Annotated in this window: 9 protein-coding genes; 1 reads left to right on the forward strand and 8 read right to left on the reverse strand. The window is 59.3% G+C overall.

All coding sequences use genetic code 11. The annotated features are described in order from the left end of the window. Positions 1-496: 496 nt before the first annotated feature. The 6 genes from AC0YNU_RS08550 to hrpB form a co-directional block, all read right to left on the reverse strand. Entirely contained in the window at positions 497-1447 is a 951-nt protein-coding gene (locus tag AC0YNU_RS08550) for an aminoglycoside phosphotransferase family protein (protein ID WP_475755239.1), read from the reverse strand. 22 nt (positions 1448-1469) lie between these two features. Continuing rightward, a complete protein-coding gene (locus AC0YNU_RS08555) occupies positions 1470-1901 on the reverse strand; it encodes a ribosomal maturation YjgA family protein (protein WP_475755241.1) in 432 nt (143 codons plus the stop codon). A 50-nt stretch (positions 1902-1951) separates the two neighbouring features. After that, a complete protein-coding gene (locus AC0YNU_RS08560) occupies positions 1952-3049 on the reverse strand; it encodes a DUF3900 domain-containing protein (protein WP_475755243.1) in 1098 nt (365 codons plus the stop codon). Positions 3050-3371: 322 nt separating this feature from the next. Continuing rightward, on the reverse strand, positions 3372-5462 hold the full coding sequence (locus AC0YNU_RS08565) for a HelD family protein (protein ID WP_475755245.1): 2091 nt from the start codon (positions 5460-5462) through the stop codon (positions 3372-3374). A 273-nt stretch (positions 5463-5735) separates the two neighbouring features. Then, on the reverse strand, positions 5736-6014 hold the full coding sequence (locus AC0YNU_RS08570; protein ID WP_475755247.1) for a DUF1294 domain-containing protein: 279 nt from the start codon (positions 6012-6014) through the stop codon (positions 5736-5738). Positions 6015-6174: 160 nt separating this feature from the next. After that, positions 6175-8760: an ATP-dependent helicase HrpB gene (gene hrpB, locus AC0YNU_RS08575; protein WP_475755249.1), complete on the reverse strand. Its 2586-nt coding sequence runs from the start codon at positions 8758-8760 to the stop codon at positions 6175-6177. 228 nt (positions 8761-8988) lie between these two features. Between hrpB and AC0YNU_RS08580 the strand changes: the two genes are divergently transcribed. Next, positions 8989-9963 (forward strand): alpha/beta hydrolase, encoded by a 975-nt coding sequence (locus AC0YNU_RS08580; RefSeq protein ID WP_475755251.1) that lies wholly within the window; start codon positions 8989-8991, stop codon positions 9961-9963. 74 nt (positions 9964-10037) lie between these two features. Here the strand turns inward: AC0YNU_RS08580 and cobS are convergent, their stop codons facing one another. Beyond that, on the reverse strand, positions 10038-10847 hold the full coding sequence (gene cobS, locus AC0YNU_RS08585) for an adenosylcobinamide-GDP ribazoletransferase (RefSeq protein WP_475755254.1): 810 nt from the start codon (positions 10845-10847) through the stop codon (positions 10038-10040). Positions 10848-10928: 81 nt separating this feature from the next. Beyond that, a complete protein-coding gene (gene cobU / locus AC0YNU_RS08590; RefSeq protein ID WP_475755255.1) occupies positions 10929-11522 on the reverse strand; it encodes a bifunctional adenosylcobinamide kinase/adenosylcobinamide-phosphate guanylyltransferase in 594 nt (197 codons plus the stop codon). Between the last annotated feature and the right edge of the window lie 19 nt (positions 11523-11541).

Below are 11541 nucleotides of genomic sequence, written 5' to 3' on the forward strand. Positions count from 1 at the left end.
GCGTTAAACAAAACTACTTCGAAAGCATACGCTTAGTTTTGTGCGATGCAGCGGCGAGAGTGCTCGGCGCGTTAAACAAAACTGGCATCGAAGCTTAAGCTTAATTTGTGCGAAGCAGCGGCGCAGACTTCCGGCATATAAACAGTATGGGCATCGGAACGCAAAAAAGCCCTCATCCCTATAGGGACGAGAGCTGTGCTCGCGCGGTACCACCCAACTTCGATCATGCCTCGCGGCATGAGCCTTTTCAGGTACGACGCATCCAATCAGGAATGCGGGTATACCCTAGCACGGTAACGGGTGCGGGACCCGGCGCAGCCTACGACCTCGGCGGTTTTCGATGCGCAGCTCGGAGACCATGTTCCCTAGGTTCGTCTCTGCCCCTTTTCAGCTGCCGGGGCTCTCTGTTCAAAGACGTATTCCGAGGTACTCTTTCTCTTCATCGCTAGTTGAATTTTCTAATTATTCCAAATCATAGTGAATGCCGCCATCAAAGTCAAGTCAAATTCGCCTCGCGGTACCATTTCGGCACGATTTGGGCGAAACCGTCATGATCGGCTTCGAGCACGCGATGAATACGCGCCAGCATCGTATCCATTTCGCCTGGAACGACCTTCAACGTCCAAACGACCGAAGATAACATCGTCGTCCCTAAATAAAGCGAATATAACCGCCAAAACGCCTCCGATGGCTCTTGTCCGCCATGATAGCCCCGGATTTGCCCGACCGCGAACGGTACGCTGACCTCGCTGCTGAACATGCCTACCTTCACGAATTCATGTACGGGATCGCCCCAGTCGCACCGGTTGAAGTCGATCACGCCGGACAAGGCGCCGTCCTTCACGATCAGGTTGGCGATATGAAAATCGTCATGCTGGAATCGGTTCGGCCGTCCCTCAAGCAGCTTTAGGTGCTCGTCAATATAGGCGAGCACCTTGGAATCCTGCCGGATCGCCACGCCACAATTCGCATATTCGGTCAAGTACCTTTGATACTTGGCTGCCATTCTTTCCTGCCAAGAAGTCATCTGCACCGGGCATTCGATGCGGTTCAACAGCTTCAGCTGTTCGCCTGCCTGCACGCCGATGTCGAATTGAGCGCGTTCGCTCAAGCCCGGAAGCGCTTCTGAAGCTTCGTCTCCCTCGATGTAGGTGACGAGCATGTAACTGAGCTCCAAGTCCGGGAGAATGCCGAACTCCATCGGCTGGGAGCACTTCACTCCGCTGCTGGCAGCAAGCTGAAGGTTTTCGTATTCGTTACGTTTACCCGCTTCACGTCCGCCATCAAAGGTACGGAGGATGTAAAGCGGATGATTGTCGTCCCCGTAAACCACGTATTTGACATCGCTGGAGTAGCCTTTGTCGAGGCGAACGAGCTCGGACGTACCATTCAGCGAAGGAATCCGGAGGCGAAGCATTTCAGCATCGAATCGCTTTTCTTTCCACATGCACAGCGCTCCTTTTCACAAACTACGGCCGTTTGCCGCGAGTAAAATGCCGTACGGCAGCATCCGCGACGAATGCCGCAGCTACGCCAACCGTATACCTTGCCAAATCAACGGCCAGGAAGCCTTGACCGAGGACGAGGCCGCCTAACGTCGTCGCTCTGATCCGGTTCAACCAGTCTGCTTGATAGCACTGGCTCCATTCGATCGCATAACAGAACAAGAGGCTGGCAATTGCCGTGACAAGCAGGCGTCGTTGAGGCCACAGCAGCCGACAGCCCAAATAGATCATCGCCGCCCAGAGCGCATCGCCCGCATGATCCGCCAGCCACGCTGGCAGTTGATCGGCAAAGTGCCGAGAGGCAAGGCCCAGCACGATCGCAACAACTGCAGCAAGCCCGTAACCGATCCTCGTCATGACACGTACAGCGCTCCCTCCCCCACGTTGCCTCGCCATCCTGCTAACCTCCTGTTAGCCGTTTCACCGTGTTAGACCGTGCACACGAGCTAGTACGGCAGGTTATCTTTCGGCTGCTCCTTCTCTTTGCTCCGTCCGACGGTTTCCAGCACCTCCAGCAAATCCGGCGGCTGCAGGAGTTCAACCGGCGACATGCCGCGATCGAACTGGAAGAAATCCCCTTCGATGAGCGCGATATATTTCCCATTATACGTAGCAAAATGGATTGTCTGCCCGAACTCCGACAACGGCCCCTTCACCGACACGTCGCCCAGCTTGAACGCTACGGTGAGGTTCGGCTGCAGCTCCACGAGCCGCTCCGCCGCGGCAACTACCCGCTCCTGCGGCCAGGACTCCTGAAGCTCGCGTTTCTCGCTGGCAGCCCACACCTCGAACTGCTGCGCCTCCTGCTGGCGCTCCTCGCCTTCATGCCCCTGCCATTTGTCCTCCATGTATTCATGGACCATCGTCAAGACCTGGTCGCTGAGCAGCTCCGGCATCGCTTTCTCATAGCTGATGAAGCGAAGGAAGTCCTCGAAATAACGCGCATGCGAAGCCTGGTGAATCTTCAACTCCCAGTATTCCAGCATGCCTTCTTCCGGCATATGCGGATATTGAATGGACTTCATATTCCGCGCGCTGATCGCCATCTCCACATGCGAGATCAAGTTGCGCTCGTCCGTGATCCGCGCGATCTTGGGCTCGAAATCGCATTTCAGCACGAATAGAATCGGTTGATCCGTATAACGGTTCGGCGTCGCGTGCACGACGATAAAAGCACCGCCCCGGACCGCGGCCGCTTCCATGTACAGCCGGACTAATTCGTCGGCAAAGCCGTGAAATTCCGTCGCCGACTCCGCCGTGCGCAGCCGTTGGAAGGTATTATAGTTCGGATTGCTGTCGAGCTCGTAGCCCGGCTCCGTGATGAAGCGGCCGATTTTGGTAGGTGCCGCGTCCGTGTTCGGATGCCGCTCGGCCTTACGCTTCACGATTCGCGCGAACTCGCCGTCCAGGAACGATTTCAGCTCGCTGTCGGCATAATCGTACCGGTCCATCGTTTGGTAATGAGAAAACGTCTTGGCTGCGTTCGTGTCGCCGCCTTCTCCTTGAATGACGAAAAACGACAAGTATTCCACGATAAAATCCATTCGGTCAATAACCCCTTTTGCCTTTATAATCTGCTTGCGCGTTCGATAGAATTTCAAGCCTTTAGCATAGCATAATCAGCTCCGGCTGTCGTGAGTATACCAGGGAGAGATTCAATTTCTGGCTGCACGCATGTATCATCATCTGCCAACTCAGACGATACGGGAAAAGCAGCTTTCGATAAAGAGAAACAATCGCGCTGCGATCTTTCTTATTTTCAAGCCTGCATGTAAAAAGCCCGCCTGCATGTGGCAGACGGACTTGCGGCTTCTTGGCGCTAAGAAGAGCCTTTTACATTTACATACGTTTACGGCCTAATCTTTGCTACACTGCCGCCGGCTCCGCGACCAGCGAGGTCAGCTCGCCGCAGTACAGCAGCTTCAGTTTATGCAGCGCGCGGGTGCAGGCGACATAAAGCAGCTTGGCATCGTTGCCGCCGAAGCTCTCGGCATCGGCGTCCGCCACCAGGACCGCATCGAACTCCAATCCTTTGGCCAGGTACGCCGGCACGACGGTCAAGCCGCCGCCGTAAGCTTCCTGCTTGCTCTGCACGAGCGCAGCCGCGATGCCGTCCTGTGACAAGGCATGCGCGATCGCTTCGCAGGATTGGATATTGCGGCCCAGAACGGCGATCGTGCGGTAATGGCCCGATTGCTGCCATTCCTGCACCGTTCGGACAACGTCCTTCAGACGCACGCCGTCGTTCGCCATGCGCACGACGTCGACGGCTTCGCCGCTCCGGAATACGGGTACGGCCGGCTTCACGCCGTCACCCATGCCGCCGAGCACGCGATTGGCGAAATCGATAATCTCCATCGTGGACCGGTAGCTCCGGTCGAGCTCGAAATATCCGGTATCCGCTTCAGGAAACAGCGCTGTCAGCTCCGTCCAGCTATGAATGCCGGCATAGCCATGGATCCCCTGCTGCAAATCGCCGAGCACCGTCATGGACGGCTGACGCTGGCATTGCTTCAAGGCTTCCAGCTGGAACGGCGAGTAATCCTGCGCCTCATCGATGACGATATGATCGTACGGCGACCCGTCGAATCCGTTCAAGCGAACTTGAATGTACACCAGCGGAGCCAGATCCTCCGGCCTCGCTTGCTTGCCCTTCAGCAGCTTGATCGTCGCCGTGCAACTCTTGGCCGGCAGCAGCGCCTGGGCACTCGCGCTGCCAAGCAGCTCCGTGTACAGCTGTGCGGCGGTCGGCGCGGGAATTTTCTTCGTATACGCGTTCAGCTTGGCAGTCAGCTTCGACTTCAGTTTGCTGTCCGTCAAGCGGCGCGTCTTCCACTCCGATTCCAGCCAGCGCTTCAGGCGGCTGACCAGCCGAGCGCGGCGCTTCATGTACGGCTCGCCGATATCGTCGGTCGCAAGCCATTCCGTGATCATTGCCGGCGTCACGCGCCAGCCGGCCATCGGGTCGAACGATTCTTCCGGAATGAGCGAAGCTTCCGTATGCGTCAGCTGTGCGTCGATGAGCGATTTGAACGCCAGACTGCCTTTGATTCGGCCGGTCGAAGCCAGCAGCTCTTCCCGCGTCCGCGGCTGCTCGAACCAGTACGCCATCGGATCGTAGGCTTCATCGAGGCGCACGGCCTGCTGCAGCTGTTCCAACGCCCAGTCCGCAAACGTCGTTTGCTGGATGTCGCCGACGCCCAGCTCCGGCAGGACGCCGGAAATATAATCGAGGAACATGCGGTTCGGCGCGAAGATGACCATTCGGTCCGCCCTGATGCTGCCGGCATAGCGGTACAACAGATAGGCGAGCCGATGCAGGGCGACGGTAGTCTTCCCGCTTCCCGCGACCCCTTGTATGAAGACGGCTTTGTTCTTATCCGTCCGAATGATGCGATCCTGCTCCTGCTGAATCGTCGATACGATGTCGCGCAGTTTATTATCCTTGCTCTCACCCAGCCGATAGAGCAGGAATTCGTCCGTTACGCTCTCATCCTCTTGCCCGCGGACATAGCTGTCGACGACGCGCTCGAGCTTGCCTTCGCGCACCATCAGGTTGCGCTTCAGATGCACGGTTCCTTCCACGTCGCCGTCCGGCGATTCGTAGACGACCGGCGCTTCGCCGCCGCTGAACGCATAGAACAAGCTGGCGACCGGCGCTCGCCAGTCCACGACCAGCACCTCGTTCGTGTTCTCGTGGGCGACTCCGGCTTTTCCGATATAAAGCGGCTTCGGTTCGGGCAATTTGCTTTCCTGAAAATCGATACGGCCAAAATAAGGCTCGCGCTCCGCGACGGTGAGCCTTTGCTCCCGCTGTTCGCGCTGAAGCTCCAGCATTTGCTCCGTGAAATCGTTGCCGGTGTAACGCGGTCCGATCTCGCGCAGCTGCCTGCGGATATTGTCCAGCACCTCGTCGATGCGCTTCGCCTCTTCTTGAAAGGCACTTTGAACGGTCAAGTCAGTTACCTCCCTCTGCGACTGCAAACCCAGCTTACGACGGCCCCGCGGCCTCCGATTAATAAATGAAGGCGGCGAAAGCCGCATTCGCATGCGGCTTGGTCTGTTCGTATAAGTGTATGGATACAAGTGCTCGCATGGAGCATGAGTGAACACTATAGCATAACCGGCAAAAGACTGTCAATTGGCCGATAACGGCCTTGAATCCGCTTCTTGAGCGTTAACTGCCGATGACGTATAACGCTTACTTGCAGGGGTGTTCGCGCGTGTGAATCATAAGCTTTCGAGCCAAATGATAAGGGCGATATGGACGAGCAGCATAATCGGAATGCCAGCCGCGAAGGCGGCGTGTTTCGTCTTGTGCCGGAACATCCGCATGGCGGCGAACGCGCCGAGCGAACCGCCCAAAGCGCTGGCTCCGAGCAGCCTGCGCTCCGGTATTCGATGCCTGCGGTCCTTCACGGCGCGGATCTTGTCGATACGCATGAGTGCGAAGGCATAGAAGTTCATAATAACGAGATAGAGTGCTGCCAGCTTCTCGATGGGTGACATAATGGGATTCTCCTTTCATCTGGCGGATGGTGGGCAACTATATGCGATATCTGGTCGATTAAGCCTTCCCGCCGGATGACCGGACGGCTAGTCGAAGGGATTAGCGGAAGGCAATCCGGTCGGCTAAGAGGACGGCTTAACGGACTGGCTGTTCGGCAGTTTAGGTGGATGGCCGCGGCTTGGCCCGATTCGTCGCCAGCGCTTCAAGCGGATTGTCCGGCCAATAATGCTTCGGATACCGACCCTTGAGGTCCTTTTTCACGTCGAAATACGCATGCTGCCAGAAGCTCGCCAAGTCCTGCGTTACCTGCACCGGACGATGCGCGGGCGACAGCATATGAATAATGACCGGCAGTTTTCCGCCCGCGATGCGAGGCGTCTCTCGGAGGCCGAACAGCTCCTGAAGCCGAACGGCCAGCACCGGCGCGGCCGGATCGCTGTAATCCAGCGGAATGCGCGAGCCGCTCGGCACGGTGAGATGCGTCGGCACTTCTGCCTCCAGCCGCTGCCGTTCCTGCCACGAGAGCAGCGATTCCATGATGGCTGCCATCGACAGCCGAGACAGGTCGCTTCTGCTGCGCATACCGCCGACATACGGGCCAAGCCATTCGGGAAGCGATGCGATCAACGCTTCATCGGACACGTCCGGCCATTCCGGGTTATGCGTATGCATCAGATTCATACGGTCTCGGAGCTGCCGAGCCTGCTTGGACCATGGCAGCAGCTCGAGGCCCTGCTCGGCGAGGCCGTCCAGCAGGGCTTCAGTTACGAGCGCCGGATCCGGGTCGGCCAGCTGCGACTCCTTCAGGATGAGCGCTCCGAGCCGGATCCGGCGGCGCGAACGAACGGCTTCCGCCTGGCGGTCCCATCTCACTTCCTTCTCTTCCTGAATCTGATCGGCGAAGTAGCGTTCGACGATTTCTAGCGAAAGTGGGGCCGCCAGCAAAATACGGCTGTCCGTCCCGCTATCTTCCAGCTCCGCAGCAGCCAGATACGACGCTGTCGAGAGCGGCTGCAGCTCCTGCACGGCGGCGCCTCGGCCGCCCCGCAGCAGGAAGCGGCCGTCGCCGCGCCGCTGCGCGATGCGGTCCGGGTAGGCGAAAGCAAGCAGCAGCCCGCTGGCGTCATCCGGACGCAGCATGGATGACGCCAGCGAGCCTTCCGCGCGGTTCGCGGCAGCAGACGGCGAGATGCCAGCCGCGCGCATCCACTCGCGCGCTTCCGCGGCGAGCCGCTTGATCGCCGCGGGATCGGCGGCATCTCCGGCAGCACGCCCGTGAAGCGCATCTAGGCGCAGCCGCATGTCGATGCTGCGCGTGCTCCGCAGCACATCGCGATCGCCGAGCAGCGCGGCCAGCTCGCAAGCCAGCGCTCCGAGCCCGAGCGGCTTCGCCTCCAGCACCATATGCGCGAGCCGCGGATGCATGCCGAGCTCCGCCATCGCTTGTCCATGGGCCGTTGGCCGGCTCTCGGCGTCAAGCGCGTTCAGCTCGCGCAGCAGCTCGAGCGCCTGGGCGTACGCAGCCGCAGGCGGCTGCGTTAACCATGCCAGCTCGCCGGGATCGGCTATGCCCCATATCGCGAGCTCGAGCGCAAGCGGCGCAAGGTCTGCCCCGAGCAGCTCCGGGTCACTTTGCGGCTTCAGCTGACGGTGCTCGTTCTCGGTCCACAGCCGGTAACAGACGCCCGGCGCTTCCCTGCCCGCCCGGCCGCGCCGCTGGTCGGCGGATGCCACCGATACGGGCACGGTTTCCAGCCGGGCCATTCCCGTACGAGGCGAGAAGCGGGGCACGCGGCTGAGCCCGCCGTCGACGACGATGCGCACGCCGCGAACGGTGACGCTGGATTCCGCGATGGACGTGGCGAGCACGAGCTTTCGCTCGCTGCCTGCAGACGCGGAGACCGCGCGATCCTGCGCATCGGCCGGCAGCGCGCCATAGAGGGGCAGCACCGTTACGTCTGCCGGCAGCCCGCCGCCAAGAGCGGAGCCGCTGCCGGCCCGAGAAGCGTGCAGCAAATTTTCTGCCCGGCGAATTTCGCCGACGCCCGGCAGAAAAACAAGCGCATTGCCGTCATGGCTGCGCATCGCCTCGATCGCGCAGCGGACGACGGCGTCCTCCAGCCGGCCCGAGACCGGCTTCGGCGCATAGTACGTTTCAACCGGATAGGCCCGGCCTTCGCTCACGAGTAGCGGCGCCCCGCCCAGCAGCTCCGCGACAGGCTCGGCCTCGAGCGTCGCCGACATGACGAGCAGCCGCAGCTCCTCCCTGAATACCGACTGCGTCTGCAGGCAGAGCGCGAGACCGAGATCCCCGTTCAGATGCCGTTCGTGAAATTCGTCGAAGATGACAATTCCGACGCCTTCCAGGGAAGGATCCTGCTGCAACATGCGCGTTAATACGCCCTCCGTGATGACTTCGATTCTCGTGCTTGGACCAACCTTCGTGTCCATTCGCACCCGGTAGCCGACTGTCCCGCCAGCCTGCTCGCCAAGCGATGCGGCCATGAAGCGCGCGGCTGCACGGGCGGCTAGACGGCGCGGCTCCAGCATAAGGATGCGCTGACCGGCCAGCCACGGCTCATCGAGAAGGGCCAGCGGCACGCGGGTCGTTTTCCCCGCGCCCGGTGCCGCCACGAGCACCGCCGAGTTCCGCGAGCCAAGCGTCGTGCGAAGCTCAGGCAGCAGGCTGTCGATCGGCAGCTGTCCAGCCGCCTTCCCGTTCTGTATAGCGTCTTGTTCGTTCATCTCTGTTCCCCTGTCTCGTCTTTTCCTAACCTCCATTATAGGGACTGGACGCCAAAGCCGTCAAAACAACGACCCGAACGCCATCCCCAACCCACCGCGCCGCTCCGACGAGATGTCCATCCCCAAGGATCCAATAACAGGAAAATGCTGCGCGAAAACTTTCTCTTTATCCCCCATCCCCCGCCCGTTACGATAAGGCTACTAATAGCCTTGGAAGGACGTGGTTCGATGACTACCATTCCGCTCATCGATAAAGCTCTTCGCTTCACACTGGCCATGGCAGGATTTCCACTTACCTTATACCAAGCCGCAGCATCTCGCAGAGGAGCTCGTGCATTCATCGAACCGGGAAAACAGTTCCCGATCGGAGCTCGGAGCCTGCATGCGCTCCTGACCGGCGAAACGAAGCCATCGCGGCCCGTCATCATTTTGGAGTCTGGAATGGGCGGTTGCGCGCTGCATTGGTCGCTCGTCCAGCCGGAATTATCGCGTCATACGGCTGTATTATCCTACGACCGCGCCGGCTTCGGATGGAGCTCGCAACCCGCCGGCTCCCCTTCCTGTCAGACGTACGTAGACGATTTGCGCGCGCTGCTGGCAGGCATGCAGCTCAAGCCGCCCTATATGCTTGTCGGCCATTCCTACGGCGGAATGATGATGCGGTTGTTCGCGGCGCAGTACCCCGAAGAAATTGCCGGAATCGTATTGGTAGACGCCGTCGTTGAACGGCAATACGCGGCGTACGAACCCGGCAGCGCCCGCTGGCAAGAACGGGCCAAGAATCGCAGGCGGCTAAGGCTCGGTTATTTGCTAGCGCCGCTTGGGATTCCAAGATTGCTGAAGCAGCCGATCGGCTCGCGCCATCTTCCTCCGGACCTGCAGAGGATTTCAAGCGCTCTAGGCTATCGGAACCATGCTTACGAGGCAGCTTACTCGGAAACCCTGTGTACCGCAGATAGCATCAGGCAACTGATGGCCGCACCGAAGCTGGATCCGAATCTGCCGCTGATCGTACTAACCGCAGGCCGACAGAACGACGCGTGGAAGGAACGGCAGCTTGAACTCCTGTCATTAACGAAGAACGCACAGCAGATCATCGCGGAAGACAGCTGGCATACCATTCAAATCCATCGACCCGATGTCGTCATTGACGCCATTCTCTGGCTCCTGAACGCAGGTCGAGCCAAACCATCACAATCTTGAGAAATAACCAAAAAACGCGCACCTCAAAGGTCGCGCGCCTCAACACTTAACAGAATCGAAAGCAGATTTTATCGTCATTGCAATCCCATGATAAGTGCCAGCAGCAACGCTGCCTCGATGACCTCGGTCATAGCACCGTAAGTATCCCCTGTTAGTCCGCCCAACTTGCGGTTCAGCCACACAGACAGGAAGAAGCCTACTGCAAGTGCGAGCCCCGCTGGGAGAAGATACGCTGCCACCGCGCCGAATGAAGCAGCCGGAAACGCCCACGCACAACATACCGTCAGCAATGCTTGGATCAAAACGGCTTGTACCGCCTGCCTGGGCCTGACGTATCTGAACATGGAAGCCATACCTTCTTCCGGCCTTGCGAAGGGCCAGCACACCATGGCAGCAACGACCCACAATCTGCTCAGTCCGCACGCCAATGCGAATAGCGGAATCTCGGCGAGCCAATCCTTGCCTTCATCGAGCCACGTGCCGATCAAAGCGAATTTGAACAATAGAAGAAGGATTGCCGCAAGAACACCCATCGCACCGACTCGGCTGTCCTTCATAATCTCGAGCATTCGCTCGCGCGAGCGGTGACTGAGGACCCCATCGGCCGTATCCATCAGACCATCCATATGAAGGCCGCCGCTTAGCAGCAGCCATACCGCCAAGAGGATGACCGAGGCCGGCAGCGAAGGAACATGCCCGTCAAGGCAAGCCGCCGCACTCCCGACAATGCCGCCGATGACAGCTCCGACCACCGGATAATAGACGACGCTGCGCGCCAGCAGCTCTGGCGTAAACGGAATCGCGACCGGGATCGGGATTCGTGTTAATAGTTGAAACGCCGCGCCTGCTGCTTGCAGTTCGCGTTTCAGGATAGCCTTAGCCAAACCGCGAGCACCTCCGTGATATCAAATCATCTAGCGAGCTCTCGCTGCCGCACTAACCAGACTTTATCCTACATGTTAATGTCATTCCGATCCGAACGGAAACGCATGTTTCTTCAGATCCAGCGGAAATCCAGCCACAACGAGATAGGCTTCGCTGCATACGGCAGCCAGTCGGCGATTCAGTCGTCCCGCTTCGTCCCGGAACCGCCTCCCGAGCGGGTAGGCGGGCACGATGCCGCTGCCGACCTCGTTCGTGACGAGCAGCAGCGGCCCCGTATAAGCCGCGACGGCGGCAAGCAGCTTCTCGATTTCTGCTTGTAATTCATTGGTTGCGTTCGAATCCGGCCCTTCCGCTGCTTGATCGATGTGCAGCATCCAATTCGTCAGCCACAGCGTCAAACAGTCCACGAGCACCGCAGGACGGTCCGCAGCCGACTGATACTCGGTCTCCAAGAGAGCAAGAAGCTCCGCCAACGCAAGCGGCTCCTCGATCGTCTGCCAAACATAACCCGACCGCTCCCTTTTTCGTCGATGATGCCCTCTCCGCTCCTTCATCTCCTCGTCCCAGGCTTGGGCCGTCGCGATGTATATACCCCGCTCCGAGAGCTTTGCGGCATACGCTTCGGCAAAGCCGCTCTTCCCGCTTCTTGCGCCGCCTGTTATGAATACCGCCATGCCCTCACCCCGTTCACGC

Source organism: Paenibacillus sp. J31P316, from assembly GCF_056269105.1.

Bases quoted from the DNA above. Each gene is read 5' to 3' on its own strand.
- AC0YNU_RS08550 (WP_475755239.1), bottom strand. From the start codon at position 1,447: ATGTGGAAAGAAAAGCGATTCGATGCTGAAATGCTTCGCCTCCGGATT.
- AC0YNU_RS08555 (WP_475755241.1), bottom strand. From the start codon at position 1,901: ATGGCGAGGCAACGTGGGGGAGGGAGCGCTGTACGTGTCATGACGAGG.
- AC0YNU_RS08560 (WP_475755243.1), bottom strand. From the start codon at position 3,049: ATGGATTTTATCGTGGAATACTTGTCGTTTTTCGTCATTCAAGGAGAA.
- AC0YNU_RS08570 (WP_475755247.1), bottom strand. From the start codon at position 6,014: ATGTCACCCATCGAGAAGCTGGCAGCACTCTATCTCGTTATTATGAAC.
- hrpB (WP_475755249.1), bottom strand. From the start codon at position 8,760: ATGAACGAACAAGACGCTATACAGAACGGGAAGGCGGCTGGACAGCTG.
- AC0YNU_RS08580 (WP_475755251.1), top strand. From the start codon at position 8,989: ATGACTACCATTCCGCTCATCGATAAAGCTCTTCGCTTCACACTGGCC.
- cobU (WP_475755255.1), bottom strand. From the start codon at position 11,522: ATGGCGGTATTCATAACAGGCGGCGCAAGAAGCGGGAAGAGCGGCTTT.